The sequence below is a fragment of the Vibrio aestuarianus genome, from assembly GCF_012395185.1.
Classification (GTDB): domain Bacteria; phylum Pseudomonadota; class Gammaproteobacteria; order Enterobacterales; family Vibrionaceae; genus Vibrio; species Vibrio aestuarianus.
This window is the reverse complement of sequence record NZ_JAAZTU010000006.1, coordinates 115,898-137,112: the sequence shown is the minus strand read 5'-3', so window position 1 is coordinate 137,112 and position 21,215 is coordinate 115,898. Positions and strand designations below refer to the sequence as shown.

General features: G+C 42.9%; 15 protein-coding genes. 4 read left to right on the top strand and 11 right to left on the bottom strand.

From position 1 onward, the window contains the following. Nucleotides 1-18: 18 nt before the first annotated feature. From HGG78_RS04420 to HGG78_RS04410, 3 genes are all read left to right on the top strand, one after another. Nucleotides 19-912: a DUF3943 domain-containing protein gene (locus tag HGG78_RS04420; protein ID WP_172532194.1), complete on the top strand. Its 894-nt coding sequence runs from the start codon at nucleotides 19-21 to the stop codon at nucleotides 910-912. 215 nt (nucleotides 913-1,127) lie between these two features. Continuing rightward, a complete protein-coding gene (locus tag HGG78_RS04415) occupies nucleotides 1,128-1,640 on the top strand; it encodes a glycine cleavage system transcriptional repressor (protein ID WP_168522316.1) in 513 nt (170 codons plus the stop codon). A 254-nt stretch (nucleotides 1,641-1,894) separates the two neighbouring features. After that, the gene (locus HGG78_RS04410) at nucleotides 1,895-3,505 is read left to right on the top strand and encodes a methyl-accepting chemotaxis protein (protein WP_172532193.1); all 1,611 of its coding nucleotides are present in this window, start codon (nucleotides 1,895-1,897) and stop codon (nucleotides 3,503-3,505) included. 60 nt (nucleotides 3,506-3,565) lie between these two features. Here the strand turns inward: HGG78_RS04410 and nspC are convergent, their stop codons facing one another. The 8 genes from nspC to HGG78_RS04370 form a co-directional block, all read right to left on the bottom strand. Further along, entirely contained in the window at nucleotides 3,566-4,699 is a 1,134-nt protein-coding gene (gene nspC, locus HGG78_RS04405; RefSeq protein ID WP_053309902.1) for a carboxynorspermidine decarboxylase, read from the bottom strand. Between the two features lie 121 nt (nucleotides 4,700-4,820). Further along, on the bottom strand, nucleotides 4,821-6,065 hold the full coding sequence (locus HGG78_RS04400) for a carboxynorspermidine synthase (protein WP_053309903.1): 1,245 nt from the start codon (nucleotides 6,063-6,065) through the stop codon (nucleotides 4,821-4,823). Between the two features lie 17 nt (nucleotides 6,066-6,082). Then, the gene (locus HGG78_RS04395; protein WP_172532192.1) at nucleotides 6,083-8,968 is read right to left on the bottom strand and encodes a pyridoxal phosphate-dependent class III aminotransferase; all 2,886 of its coding nucleotides are present in this window, start codon (nucleotides 8,966-8,968) and stop codon (nucleotides 6,083-6,085) included. Between the two features lie 538 nt (nucleotides 8,969-9,506). After that, a complete protein-coding gene (gene nhaA / locus HGG78_RS04390) occupies nucleotides 9,507-10,652 on the bottom strand; it encodes a Na+/H+ antiporter NhaA (protein ID WP_053309906.1) in 1,146 nt (381 codons plus the stop codon). A gap of 359 nt (nucleotides 10,653-11,011) precedes the next feature. Beyond that, nucleotides 11,012-12,130 carry a lipocalin-like domain-containing protein gene (locus HGG78_RS04385; protein ID WP_172532191.1) on the bottom strand — a complete coding sequence of 373 codons (1,119 nt, stop codon included), beginning with the start codon at nucleotides 12,128-12,130 and terminating at the stop codon, nucleotides 11,012-11,014. Then, nucleotides 12,131-14,584, bottom strand: coding sequence for an ABC transporter permease (locus HGG78_RS04380; protein WP_172532190.1), 2,454 nt, complete (start codon nucleotides 14,582-14,584; stop codon nucleotides 12,131-12,133). It lies immediately after the preceding gene. Then, nucleotides 14,565-15,236, bottom strand: a complete 672-nt coding sequence (locus tag HGG78_RS04375) for an ABC transporter ATP-binding protein (protein ID WP_053309909.1) — start codon at nucleotides 15,234-15,236, stop codon at nucleotides 14,565-14,567. Before HGG78_RS04375 ends, HGG78_RS04380 begins: the two co-directional genes overlap by 20 nt. Nucleotides 15,237-15,359: 123 nt before the next feature. Continuing rightward, nucleotides 15,360-16,736 (bottom strand): MATE family efflux transporter, encoded by a 1,377-nt coding sequence (locus HGG78_RS04370; RefSeq protein WP_172532189.1) that lies wholly within the window; start codon nucleotides 16,734-16,736, stop codon nucleotides 15,360-15,362. Nucleotides 16,737-16,836: 100 nt separating this feature from the next. On the opposite strand from HGG78_RS04370, the gene HGG78_RS04365 reads away from it, so the two are divergent. After that, on the top strand, nucleotides 16,837-18,267 hold the full coding sequence (locus HGG78_RS04365; protein WP_172532188.1) for a DUF2867 domain-containing protein: 1,431 nt from the start codon (nucleotides 16,837-16,839) through the stop codon (nucleotides 18,265-18,267). 56 nt (nucleotides 18,268-18,323) lie between these two features. On the opposite strand, the gene HGG78_RS04360 is transcribed toward HGG78_RS04365, so the two are convergent. The 3 genes from HGG78_RS04360 to rsuA all read right to left on the bottom strand — a co-directional run bounded on the left by HGG78_RS04360 (nucleotide 18,324) and on the right by rsuA (nucleotide 21,125). Next, nucleotides 18,324-18,980, bottom strand: coding sequence for a DUF2913 family protein (locus HGG78_RS04360; RefSeq protein ID WP_053309912.1), 657 nt, complete (start codon nucleotides 18,978-18,980; stop codon nucleotides 18,324-18,326). Then, entirely contained in the window at nucleotides 18,980-20,188 is a 1,209-nt protein-coding gene (locus HGG78_RS04355; RefSeq protein ID WP_172532187.1) for a Bcr/CflA family multidrug efflux MFS transporter, read from the bottom strand. Before HGG78_RS04355 ends, HGG78_RS04360 begins: the two co-directional genes overlap by 1 nt. A 241-nt stretch (nucleotides 20,189-20,429) precedes the next feature. Further along, nucleotides 20,430-21,125, bottom strand: coding sequence for a 16S rRNA pseudouridine(516) synthase RsuA (rsuA, locus tag HGG78_RS04350; protein ID WP_172532186.1), 696 nt, complete (start codon nucleotides 21,123-21,125; stop codon nucleotides 20,430-20,432). Between the last annotated feature and the right edge of the window lie 90 nt (nucleotides 21,126-21,215).

Genomic DNA, 21,215 nt, shown 5'->3' with positions numbered 1-21,215 from the left:
AAAAACTTGGAGCCTTCCGTGTCAAAGAAAAGCATCATTGCAATGATGTTATCGTTTCCAACTTGCGCCAGCGCGAGTACTTACGATTTCAACCAACACATTGAGTTTTCCTATACGGTCGACTGTAATCAAACATCTTGTTTTAATGATAATTTAAATATTTATCAGCCAAATTCGCCATTTTCAACCAGTTTAGTGGAATCTCAAGAGTTGAACCTTGAAGAGCCAGCTCTACCTAAATATCTCACCGTACAAGATACAAAAGACTGGGATTACCTAAAAAGTCAGACGTATACAATTCTGGGGTTAAGTGTCGCAACCGTTGGTTTAATGACGTTATTACCAGAATCAGTCACTAAATGGGAAAAAGACGGTGACAATAAGGTGTTTAAAAAGTGGAAAGATAATGTCTCTTCTGGTCCTACATGGGATCGCGATGAACATTATCTAAACTATATTATGCATCCCTATTTTGGTGGCGTTTACTACACGGCAGCAAGACATGCCGGTTTTAATGAATTTGAATCTTTCTTATATTCTGGTGTGATGTCTACTTTCTTCTGGGAATATGGCGTTGAAGCATTCGCGGAAATCCCTTCTTGGCAAGACTTGTTTGTGACACCATTCTTTGGTGCCGTTGTCGGTGAACTAATGTTTGAAGCTGAGCAAGAGATTGTGGCTACTGGCGGTGAAGTATGGGGCTCACCCACCATGGGCAATGTGACTTTATTCTTTCTTAACCCCGTAGGCCATATTCATGGCTGGGTATCGAATGCTTGGAATGGTGACGCGCAATTTCAATTCAGTAGTAGCCCATGGTTTGGTAACCAAGACGCTGCGAAGTACGCTTTAGACGCCGGAGCCAGTTATGACTCTCAGTTTTATGGCATTGACTTAAAAATCACCTTTTAATTAGATTTCACAGCAAACGTTTCCCATTAAAAAAGAAGCAATAGCGCATAGTTGCTGTTTTTTTGTGGGATAAGTTTGAATACTGACAACCATTAATGGTGCAAGCTGAAAATATTGACTTTCGTCAAATATTCTTTGTCTTAGACTCCTACACTGAATGAAAGAGACCATTTAAAACGGTTTACATTTCGTCTGTTGGCTTTAGGAGGCTCAGTATGAATAGTACATTTATCGTCAACTTCGTCGGTAAAGCGACACCAACAACCATTAAACAGCTTGCTGCCATCACACATGAGAATGGCGGTAAATGGCTTATCAGCAAAGTGAATTTTATTGAAAGCCAAGTCGCTGCTGTAATAAAAGTGGAACTTCCAACTCAAAATACACAGCTCGTGCAACAAGCTTTTATGGATCACCCCGATCTAATTGTACAAATCGTTGAATCAGACCCACATAGTCATCAAGGAGAAACCATTTATCAGCTTAGGTTAGATGCGAGTGATCGCGCTGGCATTGTCAACGAAATAACGAGTATTCTTGATAATCAAGGCATTAGCATCTTAGATATGGACTGCCAACGAGTGTTTATTGCTGGCGGTGGTGGAGTAAGCTCCAGTTTGTTTACTGCTAATATGGCAATTAAATTACCGACTGAAATACAAATTGAAGATGTTGCCGATGAACTTGAAGCCTTGAGCGAAGATACTCGGGTTATACTTGAAGCTTAATTAGCACTTATTAAATTTAAACCTATTACCATAGAGGTGAGCTATACGGCTCCCTCTTTATTTATCTATTGACTGACTCAATATATCAATAGTTGAAATGTGATTATCACCACAAAACACACTTCCAATATTCGCAAAATGATGATCTTAGTCCACGATATAGCATGTGGATAAAAAAATAATTATATCTGTCCATTTACTTTATAACCGACATCCAACGGTAAAGATTGGGGTCTATAAATGGTGGTAACGTCATGTTGAAGCTTGGAAACATTAAAGTCAGCTATAAGCTGACCGCTATTATTGCTGTTGCAATTATCGGTTTATTGAGCCTACTACTCATTTCCGCAACTGCTCTAAAAAATAATTTACTCACGGAGCGAGAATCTCGGCTCAATGCCGTACTTGATACCGCTCTCTCGCAAATAGCACACCTTCAACAAACTCTTCCCGAGGAAGAGGCCAAAAGGCAAGCCAAGATCCTAATCAACGCAACACGCTTTGATGGCGGTAATTATATATTTGCTATTGATGAGTCCCGCCATACTATTGCCCATCCTATTAGGGCCGATCTTGTCGGAAAACAAATGGGCAACCCAGGTAAAGACACTGAAGGCCAGTTTTGGTTTACAATGGTCGATTTAGCCAAAGATGGTAAACAAGGGCTTTTAACCTACCCTTGGCAAACAAATACTGGCAAACCCGCCGACAAACTTTCAGCTGTTCATGGGTTCTTACCTTGGCGCTGGATACTAGGCTCTGGCATGTTGATTGACGATATAGATCAAGCCGTTAATAAGCAGTTGCTAAAAATGGGCGTAACGACACTTATCGTCCTCGCTATACTGACATTACTTGGTGTAATCATCAGCCGAGCGATTATTACTCCACTTGAAGCCATTAAAGAAGTGATGAAAAAAGTAGCAAACGGTGACTTGACAGCCAAAGTGCCAGTTATGGGTAAGGATGAAATTGGCATTGTGGCATCTCGTATCAACGATAGTGTTGAATCTGTTCGAACTGCATTAACCGAATCTGTCACTTCGGCCAATTTGCTGGCTGAAGCGGCTATTCGCATCGCATCTTCTGCCGAAGAAACAAGCCAAGCGGTCACAAGTCAGCGCGATCAGCTCAGTCAGCTAGCGACTGCTATGAATGAAATGAGCGCGACGGTTGCTGACGTCGCAGGCCACGCAGAAGAAACTGCAAAAGATACACTAGATGCCAGCAAAGAAGCCGGACTCGGTGATAAAGATGTGCATTCCAGCGTTGATAGTATCAAAGCACTATCGCAGGAATTAGAAGTCGCGACTGAGCAAGTACATAAATTAAAAGAGGGAGTGATGCAAATTAGCGAAGTAACTACGGTTATCAGCGGAATTTCAGAACAAACCAACCTTCTCGCATTGAATGCCGCCATCGAGGCTGCTCGCGCTGGTGAACAAGGGCGAGGCTTTGCTGTCGTTGCCGATGAGGTAAGAAACCTCGCCAGTCGAACCCACCATTCAACCGACCAAATCCAAACGACAATTAACCGCTTGCAACAATTGGCTGTCAGCAGTTCCAACGCGATGCAAAAAAGTCAAGATTTAGCATACAGTAGTGTTGAGCGCGCTGAAAATGCAGGTAGCGATTTATCTTTAATCGTTACTCATATACAGCATGTGAGCGATAAGGCAATGCAAATTGCAACCGCAGCAGAACAACAAAGTGCTGTCGCAGAAGAGATGAACCGCAACGTAAGTGGAATTAATGATTCTGCGCTAGAAATGTCACAGGCAGCCAATTACCTTGCTGAAGAAAGTGAAACTCTTGCTGACCTGTCCCGCCAATTAGATGACAAGATGAAAAGTTTCAAACTGTAAAATAGTGCCAATTTATCAATAGTAAAAAGCCCCGCAATAGACTTGCAGGGCTTTCTTACATTATTTTACTGACCATTGAGACAACGAACGTTTAAAGTCAGCATAGCCAAATTCATTCAGTTTCTGAATATCACCATCAAGGCGTTCACAATAAACTGATGGCATTTTCAATCCATTAAACCAATTGAGTTTCACCATGGTGTAACCTGCACTATCTAAAATATGCAACTTTTGACCAATCTTTAATGGTTGCTCAAAAGACGCAATACAGAATTGGTCACCGGCTAAACATGAACAAGAACCGATAATGTATTGATGCTGACCCTCTTCACTGGCCTCAAGAATCGAAGCTGGTTCATTATAAATCAACGTATCTAAGCGATGCGCTTCTGTTGCGGAATCCACAATCGCTGTTTTCATGCCGTTTTCAACGATATCAACCACAGTTACTACCAAGTCTGCTGTTTTGGTAATGATGGCTTCACCCGGTTCAAGGTATAACTGAACACCATGCTTTTCAGAAAACGCTTTTAATGCAAGGCCTAATTTTTCGACATCATAACCAGGCCAGGTAAAGAAAACGCCACCACCTAAGCTAACCCAGTCTAACTTATCTAGATACTGACCAAAGTGCTCAGAGATTGAATCGAGCAAACCAATAAAGGCATCAACGTTTTTGTTCTCACAGTTCATGTGGAACATTACACCGTTAATGGTTTCAAAAATTGAGGCATCAATATGATCAGTTTGAACCCCTAAACGAGAAAACTGACGAGCAGGGTTCGCCAAATCTTGACCTGCATAGCTAACTCCAGGGTTTAAACGCAGGCCGATAGATGCTTTTCCTTGCACAAGATGGCGATAGGCCGCCAACTGAGATTGCGAGTTGAAAATCATCTTATCGCAGATATCGACGACTTCTTTTACGTCATCTTCACTGTAACCAACGCTGTAGGCATGAGTCTCGCCACCAAACGTTTCGTAGCCTAACCTGACTTCAAATGGGCCACTACTGGTTGTGCCATCTAAATAAGGCTTGATGATGTCAAACACTCCCCAAGTTGAGAAACATTTCAGAGCCAATACCAATTTAACGCCAGAGATTTCTTTAAGCTGTTTCGCAATTTCTAAATTTGCAATCAACTTAGCTTCATCAATCATGAAATATGGGGTTTTGAGTTCGCTTTTTTGCATCTATTCATCACTCTTAAAATCGAACAAAGCCGACACTTATCGCATCGGCTTGGAATAAGTCATTGCCACTGCTGTAAATCAACCGAAGTCAATAAACAAAAATAACAACTCCAGTTGATCCTTATTTAAGAATCTTAATGTCTGGCTGGCCAACAACTAACTCTTGAACGTGCCAATCAAGGCCGATCTTAGGCATTGTTTCAAGGAACGGATCGGGATCAAGTTGCTCCATATTAAACACACCTTTATCGGCCCATTTACCACGGAAAAATTGTATCGCAGCCGTGATCGCTGGCACGCCTGTCGTATAAGCAATGGCTTGATGCTCTACATCGTTGTACGCCACTTCATGATCCGCATTGTTATAGATAAAAACGCTGCGTTCTTTGCCATCTTTCTTGCCTTGAACCCATGTGCCGATACATGTTAAACCCGTATACCCCGGAGCCAAAGACGTTGGATCTGGCAGCATAGCTTTTAGTACATGTAGCGGTTGTACAACCGTACCATCATGTAGAGTTAATGGTTCAGGACTCAACAAACCGATATCACGCATACAGTTGAAGTAGTTCAAGTAACGATCACCAAAGCCCATCCAAAATTCAATGCGTTTGGCAGGAATGAATTCTTTCATTGAACGAACTTCATCGTGCGCCATTGAATAGACTTTGTGCAAACCACAATTTGGGAAATCAAATTCAAGCATGCGCGAGTGGCAAGGTACTTGTTTCCACTCTTCATTTTCCCAATAGAAAGAGTCACCTTGGATCTCTAACATATTGGTTTCTGGGTCAAAGTTTGTCGCGAATTTCTTGCCGTGATCACCAGCATTCACATCCATCACATCAATGGTGTCAATTTCATCAAACAAGTGTTTTACGGCATACGCTGCAAATACACTGACAACGCCAGGATCAAAACCAGCACCTAGAATACCGGTAATTCCCGCCTGTTTGAATTTTTCACGAAATGCCCATTGTGGGTCATACGCTTCTGGCACTTGTTGGCCTTCTGAACAAAGGTCAACAGCCACTGATGTATCTAAGTAAGAGACCTTCGCTTGGTAACATGCTTCCATAATTGGCACATTGACCCAAGGAGGACCAGCGTTGATCACCAGATCAGGCTGGACTTCTTTAATTAACGCGACTAGAGAATCGACATCATCAGCATTAACGCTGCGAGCTTCCAGCTTCTTAGTCTTATCTTTAAGGTTATTTTTTCCTTTGATCGATTCAATGATCTTCTCGCACTTTTCAACAGTACGAGAAGCAAGAACAATATCACCGAGTACGTCGTTGTTTTGGGCCGCCTTATGTGCGACAACCCACCCAACGCCTCCTGCACCAATTTGTAAAACAGACATGTTTTTTCTATTCCTTTCTATTTTGCTAGCTCAGTGGCTAACTGTTCGATTTTATGAAGTAGTGATTTGAAGTCTGACAATTGAAGGCACGGGTTCAAAATCGTGAATTTCAAGGCAGTTTTGCCATCCACAATCGTCTCACCCAGTACCGCCACACCGCGTGTTAATGCTTCTAAACGCAACGCTTTATTTAACTCATCAAAATCCGCAGCTTGTTTGTTCACTGAACGAAATAGCACTGTCGACAGTGCAGGTTCAGCAAGCAATTCAAATGCCTCATGATGTTGAACTAAATCAGCGACTTGTAGCGTTTGTTCTAGCAGGTGATCATACATATCACCCAACGCTTTTGGCCCAACGTTTTGCATTGTCATGAATACTTTCAACGCATCAAAACGTTTGGTTGTAGCAATAGATTTATCAACCAAGTTTGGTAACTCATCATGCTCTCGGTTGAGGTAATCAGCATGGTGGAGTAAATATTTAAAGTTGCTCTTATCTTTCAGCAACAGCGCACCACAACTGATGGTTTGAAAGAATAATTTATGGAAATCAACACTCACTGAATGTGCACGCTCAACCCCTTGCAGACGAGCTTTATGACTGCTTAGAATTAAAGCACCACCATAGGCCCCGTCGACATGCATCCATAAGTCATGTTGCTCAGCAACGTCAGCGATAGTTGAGAGATCATCAATTGCACCATGGTCGGTGGTACCAGCAGTACCTACGATTGCAAATGGGATCAGACCTTCAGCTTTAGCTTGCGTAATAGCCGCCTCTAACTGCGTGACATCCATCGTGCCATTTGGATTGGCATCAACGGCTAAAATGGCCTTTTCACCTAACCCCATCCAAGAAGCTGACTTTTGAACTGTAAAGTGAGATTTTTTCGAACATACAATACGTAGTTTATCTGCATATTCAGGCAAACCTAGCTTCTGGATTGAGTGACCACTTAATTTGTCTGCAATCCAGTCACGTGCGAGCATCAGCCCCATTTGGTTACTTTGCGTGCCGCCACTCGTGACAATGCCATCCGCATTTGCGCCAAGTTCATATTTCTCACACATCCAATCAATAACTTTCTGCTCAACGTAAGTTGCAGAAGAAGATTGATCCCATGAATCCATTGACTGGTTCAACGCCCCAATCATTGCTTCAGCAACAATAGATGGCATCAGTGGTGGAGTATGTAAGTGAGCGATACAATCTGGATGTTGAACAATGATAGAGTTCTTGGCAACCAGCTCCGCCATTTCCGAAATTACGTCTTTTAAAGGCGCATTTTTGTTGTCTAAATCAACGGCATAAATCGCATCTTCAAGCTGTTTTGGATCCAAACCTGAATAAGGTGCTTTAGCCTGCTCGAACACGGCCTTCATCGCAGAGGTGGTGTGGTTCATAACCGCAGCAAATTCATCACTGCCCATCTCTCCGGTTTGGATAAAGTGCTTTTTCCAACCTTGGTTTTCTGGCTCTGGATCTTTAGAACCACCACCAGCGGCAAGAATAGCGGCTTCCAATGTACGAAGCGCAAAATCAATTTGCTCAAAAGAGATAATCAACGGCGGTAAGAAACGGATAACTGAGCCATCACGACCTCCCTTTTCAACCATCAAACCACGCTCAAGAGCAGCGCGTTGGATCGCCAGCGTTAATTGCCCATCTGACATTGGCTCGCCAAATTTATTGCGCTCACCGTTCGGCTTGTTAATTTCTAAGCCAAGCATTAGACCTTTGCCACGTACTTCAGCAATACAGTTAACACGGCTTTGGATTGCTTCAAGTCCTTGACGCAAATATTGACCAGCAGCATTAGCATGACCAACTAAGTCGTCACGGAGAATGATTTCTAATGCTTTAGCACCCGATACCATGGCCAATTGGTTACCACGGAAAGTACCCGTATGCTCACCTGGTTTCCATGTATCGATCTCTTTCTTGAAGACCAGAATAGACATTGGAAGACCACCACCAATCGCTTTCGATAGGCAAAGAATATCGGGAGAAATGCCTGATTCTTCAAAAGCAAAACGGTGACCTGATTTACCTACACCACATTGAATTTCATCAAAAATCAATAAGATGCCGTGATCATCACAAATACGACGCAACTCACGTAGCCAGAATGCAGGAGCAGGGATCACACCGCCCTCACCTTGAACTGGCTCAACAATGATAGCAGCCGGCTTCATAATGCCCGCTTCATCATCATTTAATAGACGTTCGATATAACGAATGCTTGCTTTTGCCCCTTCATCACCACCTAAGCCAAATGGACAGCGTAGGTTGTATGGGAAAGGCATAAAATGCACATCTGACATTAAACCCGTGCGACGAGCTTTGGTATTGAGGTTACCCATCATGCCCATCGTACCGTTAGTCATGCCATGGTATGCACCGCGGAAAGCAAACATGGTATTGCGACCTGTGGTCTGTTTTGCCAATTTGATTGCTGCTTCCACAGCATCGGCACCAGAAGGACCACAGAATTGAATCGCTGAATTTTGCGCGAAATCTTCAGGCAAGAACGCTTTGACTTGCTTAATAAATTTATCTTTCGCTTGGGTTGTCATATCCAAAGTTTGATAAGGCAGACCTGAATCTAACTGCTCTTTCAGTGCTTGGTTAATCTCTGGGTGGTTGTAGCCAAGCGCTAACGTTCCTGCGCCAGCCAAACAATCTAAGAAAATTTGACCGCGAGTGTCTTCAACCAGTGCGCCATAGGCTTGTTTGATGGCGATTGGTAAACGACGTGGGTATGAACGAACTTCAGATTCATGCTCGATTTGATCAAGCAATATTTGGTCTGGAGTAAGATCGTAAGTCCCTTCTACAACAGGTACTTGAGCTGAAAAAATGGTTGCGATAGTGTTATCGACTTCAAAGGCTGTACTCATTTTCCTTCCCCTTGAAATGGGTAAATTTCGTCTTTTTCTTTAATAGGATTGGTTGATAAAGAAATAAGACATAGCAATAAATCCGGATTCGCCAAATAGCGGATACGGTATTAGGTTCATCGAGGTTGATGAAAGATTACTAAATCAGATAATCAAGGTTCTGTGATGCAACTGTCTTCGAGCACAGGGCATAGAGGAAGTACAAAGCTGATTAATGTAAGCGTATTTAGTGAGTTCAATGTTGGGTTTCCCATTCACATGCAGCTCCCGCTGCAAGAGTATCCCGTCTATCAACAAAAGGACTTGCTGATACCTACCCTACGTAATGTCACAATCAGCTTGAATGGTCATTACGCGTATCCCCCAGAATCTACTGTCCGAGATTGGGGCGAAAAATATCAAAAAATAAATACGCTGGCAATAAATTTTTAAGTGCTAATGGCAGAGTGAATGAATGTATTTGCTGCAAGGCTCCATGAATCAACAAATTAGTTTTTATAAAGTAAATAGCCCTCAATTGAGGGCTATTTAAGTAAAACTACGCTTTTTTCGGTAATGATAAATGAAGCAGAATATAGCCAATAATAGCTGCTGTTGTTGACCCCATTAAAATTCCAAGTCGAGCAAAAGTATCAAACTCTATATTCGCCGTGCCAAAAGCAAGTGATGAGATAAAAATAGACATAGTAAAGCCGATACCACATAGCACTGATACAGCAAAAATATGTTTGAAATTAATACCTTCCGGCAACTTAGCCACACCCAACTTCACCGCAGCCCAGCTGAATGTGAAGATACCTAATGGTTTGCCCACTAATAGACCCAAAGCAACGCCTAACGGTAACATTGAGGTCAAACTAGACAATGAAACGCCTTGTAAAGATATACCTGCGTTGGCAAACGCAAAAATAGGCAAAATAACAAAAGCAACATATGGATGGAGCGCATGCTCTAAATGTTTAAGTGGAGAATGCTCACCTTTATTACCTTTCAAAGGAATAGCAAAACCAAGTACGACACCCGCCAAAGTGGCATGAACGCCGGACTTTAAGACTGCGAACCATAGAATAAAGCCCACAATTAAATAAATGCTGATTTTTGTAACATGCTTGTTGTTGAGCATAAACAACAGGCCTGTCATTAAGAAACCAATCGTTAATGCAATTGTCGATAAGTCACCACTATAAAAAAGTGCAATGATCACAACAACGCCAAGGTCATCGATAATCGCTAATGCTAACAAAAAGACTTTTAAACTCACTGGTACACGCTTACCTAACAACGCCATAATACCTAATGCAAAGGCAATATCAGTCGCCGCAGGAATCGCCCAACCTTGAATAGCTTGAGGATCATTAGCATTAAACAATACATAAATAAGTGCCGGAGCAAGCATACCTCCGACAGCAGCAATAGCTGGGAAAATAGCCGTTTCTTTTGACTTTAGCGCACCTTCAAGTAATTCGCGTTTCACTTCTAAACCAATCAGCAAGAAGAATACCGCCATTAGGCCATCATTAATCCAATGGGAAACCGACATTCCTAATACATAAGAATGTAAAACGGATTGATACACATCATTTAGCGGAGAGTTTGCCACCATCATTGCAATAGCTGCTGCAATCACTAGCAAGATACCGCCAGCAGATTCCATTTTGAAAAAGTCGCGAATCACATCACTCATGATATCGTCCTTATAGTTATATGTGTCAGGGCGTGTTGACGTTCCGAGTTTAAATTCTGTTCGAGATAAATCACCAACGCGTCCTACTAATTGATTAACAAAGAATTCGACAGAGTCTATACAATAGCAGCCATCAGTAAAAATCGCTTGTATAGATGATAAACATCGGAATTTCCGATAATAATGACTCTAAACAACGTATATTCCGTAGATAAATTGAAACCAGTAATTTTCAATCATGAACCCCGAGTAGAGCAAGAAACTCTGACCTTACTGAATCACTGTTAAGGGTAGCTGAAAAGTAAAAAGGCCAAGCGTTGCTTGACCTAAAATAACATACCTAATCGATAAGTTAACATTTAATAACCAGTAAGTTGCATAAAACCTGCGACTCCAGGATTTCCGTTAATTCGCACTGGACCTTCCCAATAAGGAATAAAAAAAGTAGACCCCATATCGCTATTCACTGCTTCTATAACCAAATGTATGTCGTATCTCGGGATCTTCACTATCCACTGTAGCGGAACACTATTAGTATCACTTGATGTCGACGTCGCAACCGGGGAAACAACGATGTCATCTTCACTTAACGTTATGATTTCCCCTGATGATTGGATCAATGTGCCAATAACATAGGGCATCTGCTGATAAGGGCGATAGCGATTGATAACCAAAGTGTTTTGACCGTCAACATTGAAAACAAACCGATCCCAATTACGATTTGGTGAAGGTAGTAAGTTATTGCCCCACTCTTTACTCAGCCAGGCAGACCCTGAAACCTTCAACGTTTGTGGTAGCCCTTCTAACGTGAGTTTCCCCTTCACCATCATAAATGGAGCTTGTAAATTATAGGACGCAATCGGCAGTAAATTGTGTTTAGCTTGGTAACCACCTTCACCGGGTAAAATAAAACTCCCCGTGGCCGTACTTTGCAATGATAACGAAAACGTATCCGTTGTGATGTCTAATATACCAGGCAAAGGGCTAACACCTAATGAACGCCAAGACCAATTATCTATCCATAGCTTAAATGGCTTGATTTCAAAACCAGCTTGACCAATACCACCGCGGGAAATACGTTGTTCACGCCACACCTTATCTGCATTAGATATCACTACATGGGAAACATAAATCTGAGGATTTAACCAACCTTGGGTTGTGCGATCATCACTGGCAATGCGGAAATAACTCCATTGAATACTGTATTGTTGACCCCTTTCATCAGCGACATTGGCAAAATAGTGCCACCATTCATGCTGAAATTCTGGGTGAAATTTAAAATCACGTGGAAGCACCACGGAATTATTGGGTAAAACCGGTTCAAAAATGATTTTGTCGGTCTCAAGGTTTGAGGCATTAAGCTCATCATTAACATCGTGCTGAGTCTGTCTATGCTCATACCAAGAAAAAGCAGCAAAAACGCCAACAATAATTAAAACACCGATCAGAAGGATACTTAACTTAGCTCGAGTCATCATTTATAGCGCATCCCTTAGCGAACTGATTGGCGCTTTTCTTACCAGACGAATGACAGGTAAAGCGCCTGCAAACATTAGCGTGATCATTGCCCAAGCCGCTGTTGTCATATATTCATGAGGTATTAATTGAAGTTGCATTGTCCAACCTAGCGACTGTTTAATCACGATATCAACCACTAAATTTGCCAACGCGACACCTAACGGCATGGCGATAATCAATGATATCGCACCAAAAATGCACAGCTGTAAGCTACCAATAACGATCAACTCTTTCCCCGAAACACCAAGACAGCGTAACAATGATACATGGCGCTGCCTCGATACTTCCCCAGCGAGGGTTGCAAAGAAAATTCCACACACAGCAATCAATAAGGTAATTCGGCCTAAAGTATCTGCAATAGCAAAAGTTCGGTCAAACACGCGCATCGCTTGGTCATGAATATTGTTGTTGTCAAAAGTTCGGTCATCCCCCAACCTGAAAACAGACTCTAAGCGCTGCTTCAAAGCGTTGGCGTTAGTGCCTTCTTTTACGACGATGCCCAACGACACATTACCGGTACCCGCAAAAGCGAATAACCAGTTTTGATGAGACAGTAACACTTGGTGATATGGGTTACCGTAATCGTAATAAATACCCACAACCTGCCAATGCCGACCTAATGGAGCAGATAAATCAATATAATCACCAGGTTTAATACCCAACTTAAGCGCCATTGACTCGCTAATCATGATGCTTTTCGAATGATGTAGATGATGCCAATAATTAGGGACGCCTAATTTTACCGTCAGTGAATCAAACTCCCCCTCTGATGCCCCCGTGCTGATCGCTTGAAGCGTACCTTTATCAGTAGAAAAGTCTCTTTCCCATCGCCACCATACGGCATTGACTTCAGGTTGTACGGTTAACCAACTGCTCATTCTAGATGCAGAACTGTTCGTGGGATACACATAGATATCGGCTGCTAAACGCTGACTCAACCATTTATCGGTCGTGTCACGAAAACTACCCACCATGGTTTCAATGCCAATATTCGCCGCCATTGCGATCATAAATGCCATGGTTGCAACACCACGGTAACTCATGCTCGCCGCCGCATCTGCAAAGAACCAACGCGCTTTCACCCATCCCAACGTATAAGAAAGGCTATTGAATAAAGCCCATATCAAATAAGGGGTAAACAAAGCCGTACTTAATAACATCAATGCGATGATTGCAAAACCAGACAGCTGAGTTTGTGGCACTTGATATACAGCGATTGCAGCCACACAAAATGCGCAACCGATCAAAGCCTGTATTCTAAATTCGGCACCAGCAAATCGAACCAGGGATAAACGAGCTGAAAGGCGAATTGGTTGTGATTTCAACAGACGTGTTAACGGCCAAATACAGGCCGCCAAAGCACCGATGATGGTCATGTATAAACTGTAACTACTCCATTGCCAGTTCCAAACAATAGATAACCCAACGTTTGCATCGTACAGCGCACCTAAACTGGCCGAAACCGCAGGGATAAGCTGGTTAGCTAATAACAGACCTAGCCCATTACCACACACCCAGCTAAACAACACCATGCCAAATAACTCAATCAGTAATGCTTGAGTTAACTGCCAGCCAGACACGCCCGCTTGGCGTAGCAAACCAACCAAAGGCTGTCTCTGAATGAATGACAGGGACATCGCTTGATAAAAAATGAATAAGCCGACAAGGAAAGCTAACATCCCCATCGCACTAAGATTCAGATGAAATGCATGCGTAAGCGACTCAAGTTCACTACGGGAACTGCGTACTAACGTTAAACCATTTGGTAAATCATTTTTTAAACGTTGTAATTTTTCCGGTGGCATATCACCACAAGCAATGACTGATAGTCCTGTACTTTTTTTAAGCATCCGCACTAAAGATAAATCTGCAATGACTCGCGTACCATTCAGCATGGATTGTTGATCGATACTAATTGGCCCTAGCTTTGAACCGTCATCCAGTAGAATAAAATCTCCGTTTTGCCAACCTTGTAGCCGCGCTAAATCTGAACTAACTAAAACCGGATATGGTGGTTGCATTAAAGACAATGTAGCAATTTCGGACAATGTTTGATCGCCATCAATTGGCAACATTGCTACAGGGTCCAGACCAATCAAAGTAATATCTGAACCACTGGCCGTACTGAGGCGGTAATTTTCAAAGGGCGCACATTGCTGAAATCCATCACGTCGCAGTTGAATATAAAAGCCTTGCGGGATTTTGTTAGCAATATGTTTAGGACGGATACGATAAGGTAAAGGATTGGCGAAAAGCTTTTCACCATTCTGATAACTTTGACGGGCGTGTTGATTTATAGCGGTTACACCAACAAGTAAAGAAACGCCAAGTGTCAAACCAAGCCAAACTAGGATGATTTGTAGAGGATAACGCCGATAATGACCAAGTAGTGCCTTAACTACGGGCCATAACATGCAGTTGTCCTCCTTGCAGGCGAATACAGCCATCCATATGCTGTGCCACTTTTTCACTATGTGTGACTAAAAACAGCGTGCACTCTAACTGTCGGGTTAACGAATTTAGTAGGCGCATTACCGCTTCAGCATTGCGCTCATCTAAACTACCAGTGGGTTCATCTGCCAATAATATTTTGGGTTCCATATACAAAGCACGAGCTATCGCCGCTCGCTGCTGTTGGCCACCAGACACTTCTTCAGGATAACGACCTAATAATGGCATCAGGTCTAGCGATGACAGAATTTGACGCAACAAACCTTGGTCTTCTTTTAACCCTTTGAGCTGACGACAAAAGCGAATGTTGTCAGCCACATTCAATGTTGGCAATAAATTGAATTGTTGGAAAATATGACCGATATTATTGCGACGATAAGCGGTGCGCTTATGTTCAGAAGTTTTATGCATCGAAAATCCAGGGAACCAAATTTCACCGGAATCGACGGTATCTAAGCCTGCAATCAAGTTGAGCAAGGTACTCTTTCCAGAGCCGCTTTCACCCATTAGTGCCAATTGATCGCCTTGATTTAACGTTAATTCTGCTCCCTGCAATACAGGGTGAAATTCATCCCCATCTACATAGCCTTTGCAAAGATTGGTCAGTTGTAGCATTAAATCACTCAAAAACAGTCTAAATCGGAATGTGAATCTACACTAATTCTTAAGGAGTAGGAAGTATTTTGGATACTGGATCACAAGATATGCATAAAATTGCAAACACCAACGGTGTTATGTCTAATTTTCAATCAAATTCCGCATCCACTTCTTGCTTTTCATTCTGTAAAGTGAGCCACCCCACTTAACTGCTTCTTCGGTTAAAAACAGCATATAAATCATTTCTGGTGATGCCCCAAGAACAATCGCAGCAAATGCCGCTAATGGAATGCCTATCACCCATTGCGCCACTAAATCTTGGTACAAACAAAACTTAACATCACCACCAGCACGGAGTACACCAACAATCACCGTCATCGGGATTGAACGTAATACAATGCCAACACTCAGGATCATGATAAATTTCTCAGACAATGCTCTCGTCTCTTCCGTTAACGCGGTAAACGAGTTGAGAATAGGGATTTGCACCACAAAGAGTAAAGCAGCGACAACAATCCCAACCAGCAAGCTGATAATCGTCAACCCTAATGCTTGAAAATAAACGGCTTCGTTGTTTTTAGCACCCAGTTGGTTACCAACTAATACCGCAGCAGCACTGGACATTCCAATCAACAAACTGAGAGAAATAGATTCGACAGGCGTCATCACTGATAAGGCTGCTAAACCTTGAACACCACTTTGTCCCATAATCGCATGGTAAACAAATAAGCCTCCCGCCCATGCAAAGAAGTTAAACGTGGTCGGCAAAGAAAGTTTGAGGAAACGAGAAATTTTGTGCCAATCAATGATGGCGCGTATATCTTCAATACCAAACGCCAACAGGTGCTTTTTGCTGTAAAGGTAGCCGTATAAACAGCCGACTTCAAGTAAGCCACTTAATAGTGTCGCAATGGCGGCCCCCTGAATCCCCATGGCTGGAATACCAAACTTACCGAATATCAACACCCAGTTTAAAAAGATATTCGCAATAATACCGATGCCACTAAAGAAGGTACTAAGCCCTGGCTTATGCATTGAGCGCAGACCAACAGCCATACTGCTAACACATGCAACCGCAAACATACTAAACGAAGTAATAATGAGATATTGACTACCTAGCGTGTTTACCATTTCTGAATCGGTCGTTAACGCCATTATCTGGCTCGGAAACAGGAGAAATAACACAACAGTAAGCGCTGCAAACAAATTCGCAACCAACCAAGTCAATGCCGTACTTTCTCTGACTCCTTTTTGATTGCCAGCCCCCCAATATTGCGCCGTTAACAGTGCCCCGCCAGTTGTGACACCAACCAACATGATGGTCGTTACAAAGGTAGCACGAGCTGCGACCCCAACAGCGGCAATTTCAGCCTCACCCAGTTGCCCTAACATTAAGACATCCACCAAGCCTCGACTCGAAAACATAATGCTTTGCAAGGTGATTGGCATCGCGATAGCCATTAAACGACGGAAAAAATCACCTCGTGTATGTAACATTATTTGCGAGAAAACGGACAACAGATCACCTCTAAGACAACACATTGATAGCAAGGAAAAAACTAAGCCGTTATTATACTTGTGTGTGCATAATCTAACCATCATATTTGAAGGGATAATCATGAAAAAAATATTAGTGCTCGGTGCGTCAGGTTATGTAGGCTCTCAATTGCTACCATTACTGCTTGAACAAAATTATCAAGTCACCGCTGCCGCCAGACATATTGATTATTTACGCTCACGTTGTGCCCCACATCCGAACTTGACCTTACAATATTTGGATTTAGCCGACAAACAGGCCACACTTTCCCTCGTTCCTCAATTTGATCTGATCTATTTCTTAGTGCACGGCATGGCTCAAGGACATGATTTCGTTGATTATGAATTGTCACTCGCGGAAAATTTCAAACAAGCTTTACAATCAAGCCAGGTCAAACATGTGATTTATTTAAGTGCCATTCAACCGCAAACGGGGAACTCAGAACATTTGCAAGCACGAAAAATGACCGGCGAGCTATTAAGAACCAGTGAAATCCCCATCACAGAACTAAGAGCAGGTGTCATTTTAGGCCCAGGCTCGGCCGCTTTTGAGATCATGCGCGATTTCGTCTACAACTTGCCGATATTAATCGCCCCCAAATGGGTCGACTCCAAGGCGAACCCAATCGCTTTAGAGAACCTAAATCATTACCTGCTCAAATTAGCGTTAGATCACCCCACAACACACCAGTTATTTGAAGTCGGTGGGCCTGACACGCTTTCCTATCGTGAGCAGTTTCGTATCATTTGCCAAGCTACTCATCGTCCCTTTCGGCTTTGGTCCACACCATTACTCACTCCTAACATGGCATCGTACTGGTTAGCGCTCGTGACGTCGGTTCCAGCCAGTATAGGGCGCGCTTTGCTCGCAGGGCTAGAACATGATTACATTGCAAATTCACAAGATATTGAAGCCCGCTATCCACAAAAGATGCACGCATATCGTGACGTTGTCACAAAAATCATCGATAATGAAGGTACTTTTGCCCGCACTCAAGTATGGGGCTTTGACCCTAGTGCACTTAAACGTTGGCAACCCGGTTTTGGTTATTACCCCAAAAGTGCTGGCGCAACGATTGAAACAACGGCAACAACTGAGCAACTTTGGGCGGTAATCCGCACCATAGGCAGCCATAGCGAAGGGTATTTTTTTGCCAATATTTTATGGCGAACAAGAGAATGGTTAGATCTATTTTTTGGTGGAGGCAAACCCGTACGTCGCTCCCCTACGGGGCCTGAACTGCAAGTCGGTGATTTTATTGACTCTTGGAAGGTGATCCGCTGCCAACCTAAACAGTTTCTATCACTTTTATTTGGTATGAAAGGACCAGGACTGGGCCGATTGGAATTCACTATAAAAGATTTAGGTGAAACACGAGAATTGAACGTCACCGCATGGTGGCATCCACAAGGCTTTTTAGGATTACTTTATTGGTTTGCCATGATGCCAGCACATCTTTTTATTTTTAATGGCATGGTTAAAGCTATCGTTCACAAAGCACAAGGGAAATAAAAACGCCCGCAAATACAAAAAAGATCTAGGTAAACTAGCTCTTTTAAATCGTAAATTTAAGCTTTAAATCCTAAAGGGATCTCGGCGACTTGAGGCCCTTGATTGTTAGGATACACCAAATATTCACCATGATATTTTACATTCGATTTATAATCAGTGCGCTTATAAAGCATAAAACCGGCTTGAAAAGCCTTTTCAACAAAGTCAGCATGATGCCCACGTACAAACCAATTCATTGGTTTAACCATCAACTCACCGTCAAAGCAGTTATCACATTGGTCACCGCACAACGCAAATGAATTTTGGCCGTCAGTAAAAATCTGCACTTTTCCAACATTCACTAATGGGTCACAGTTATTGACATCCCAACCTTCCGCTTCCATAAAATCTAGGAAAGCTTCGATTCGTTTATCGGTAATTTTATTATCAAAATCACCATTGAAGAAATGCGCATAGAACGCAGAAATTCGCTTAAACGTAAACAACAGTTCCGATTGGTTGCCCTTTGAACGCCCAGCTTTTTGCCAACGATTTAAGTCATCCACAACACAACGTTCAAAACGCTGCGCTTTAAGCGCCTTACTCACCCAGTGAACCAAAAAGTGGTTATTAGCTAAAGGGGCATCGGCTAACTTACCTGCTTGGTGTTCTGCCTGCAACTCTTCAAGAGCCGTGTTAACCACACGTTGAATTTCAATGTAATACTCTGACATTACGCCTTTTTTCCTAATGTCCAATAAAATAAAGATGATAATAACGCACACGCTGCCATGACTAAAATCATTGGCCATGCAGCATCACTTGGCATCATAGCAACCACCGCACCTACGACCGAACCTGTACCAAAACGCAACGTCCCCGCCAATGAAGAAGCTGTACCTGCCATTTTTGGGTAGCCGCTAAGTAACAGCCCCATCGAGTTACTACCAATAGTGGAGAGTGTACCAATAAACAGCACCACAAATGGCACAATGCCCCATAAGCCTAGATCCAAAGCCCAGCCTGCAAACAAGCCAACACCTGCGCATAATTGAATAAACAAACCAAAGCGAAGCATCGCATGTGAACCGACTTTTTTCACAATGCGTCCATTTAAGGTGGTCATCAAAATCATTGCCACAATATTAAGGCCGAATAAGTAGCCAAACTGCTCTGGACTAACGCCGTAAATATCAATATAAACAAATGAACCTGCGGTCAAAAAAGCAAACATTCCAGCAAAAGAAAAAGCACCAGAGAATATCAGCCCCATCGCGACTCGGTTACGACACAGTTGTACATAGTTACGGATAGTACTTTTAAAACGCAGGGGCTGACGGTCTTCAACACGCAGTGTTTCGGGGATTTTCCAAAAAACCAACACAATCACAACGGCGGCAAAAATCGCCAAAACCCAAAAGATCGAACGCCAACCGAACCAAATAGCAAGGTGTCCACCAACCATCGGTGCCACTAAGGGTGCCACAGTCATTACTAAAGTGACAAAAGACATCGCGCGCGCGAAATCTTCTCTATCAAACATATCGCGAACGACAGCCTGAATCACCACTGCCGCAGCCGCACCAGCAAAGCCTTGAGCGGCACGCACATAAGTCAACGCATCAATACCATCAGTTGTTGCGCTCACCGCTGCCGCAACGCCAAAAAATGTAACACCAATGAGTATGACTGGACGACGACCAAAACTATCGGCTAATGGACCATGCAAAAGCTGGCCAATCGCAAAACCTGCAGTATAGGCTGTCAAGGTAATTTGTACCGATCCCGCGCTCACACCCAAGTCTTTTGCTATCGCTGGCATGGCGGGTAGGTACATATCAATTGCTAACGGTGTCAACGCACCAATCGCCCCTAAAACCAGAAAAAGGACAAAACTGATATGGGCGGTATGGTTAGCTTGGGAAGGTTGAGATGAAGTCATGGTTCTCCAAAAATTGAAATTCGTTGATAGAAAATACACAGCAAGTAACGAAGTTTGCTGTGATCTCTAAATCTTTTACATGGCTGAAAGCTAAAAGTGGACGTTTAAACGCGAAGTAACCCATAGTCGGTGAATCGGCAGAAAAAAACCAGTTCTGATTAGGAAACAAACTATTTCGTATGCGTTATTATTTCCCTAGCTTTAATCGCGTTACCGGCACAAAACTCGGTGTCGCAAACCACTATTTCCAAATAGACGCGACTTCGGCTTCGGTGAGATATCGGTACTCACCAGGCTCAAGCGTTTCATCAAGCTCAATGTGACCAATACGCTCGCGGTGCAATGCCACGACTTTATTACCCAATGCCGCAAACATGCGCTTCACTTGGTGGTATTTACCTTCATGAATAGTTAGCAAACATTGATTGTCGTCAACAATTTCAAGCTGTGCAGGCAAGGTCAATTCACGTTCATTGCGCAGCTCAATGCCAGTTAAAAATTGTTCAATATAGGTCGGTTGAATAGGGTCCGCAAGCCACACACGGTATGTCTTGTCGCATTTATGTTTCGGCGAGGTAATACGATGTGACCACTGCCCGTCATCAGTAATTAAAACTAATCCGGTGGTATCCACATCTAAGCGTCCTGCAAAATGTAAATCTTGCATTTTGATTTCATCCAGCAGCACAAAAGCGGTATGGTTGAAGCCATCTTCATGCGAGCAAACGTAACCTTCAGGCTTATAAAGCATGATATAGCGTGGACCTTGCGGCTTAATTTCTCGCCCTTGCCATTCCACTTCACAACTTTCAGTGACTTTGTATGAACCACTTTTCGCGGTCAAACCATTCACTGTAACATCGCCACTTTTAATGATTTGGGTAGCTTCTTTACGTGTTGCACCCAATGCATCACACAAAAATTTATCTAAACGCATGATTACCTCATCTAAATCAAGTCGGGTATTATACTCGGCGAAAATGAAATAGTTGATCTATTTCACTGTTTTATTGTGGCTCACTCAGAG